1 pseudogene is annotated in these 209 nt (G+C 43.1%); it reads right to left on the reverse strand.

The features are described 5' to 3' along the window. Positions 1-167 (reverse strand): annotated as a pseudogene (locus B3157_RS01115) (carbon-nitrogen hydrolase family protein); the annotation flags it as partial. Positions 168-209 lie beyond the last annotated feature (42 nt).

Below are 209 nucleotides of genomic sequence, written 5' to 3' on the forward strand. Positions count from 1 at the left end.
CCCGTAGTAAAGCTTTCAGGCAGAACTATCAGCGAGGCTCCCGTTTCTTGTTTGCACCTGGTTATCCAGCGATATGCAGCTTCCAGATTCCTTGCCACCCTCATTGGTTCTGCTTCAAATTGAATAGCTGCGGCCACAAACTTCTTCATAGTCAGCAATCCTTTCATTTAACATAAAAAGTACCTATATTTCACAATCTAGCACATCAA

Origin of the sequence: Mesotoga sp. UBA5557 (assembly GCF_002425715.1) — a bacterium.
GTDB lineage: Bacteria > Thermotogota > Thermotogae > Petrotogales > Kosmotogaceae > Mesotoga.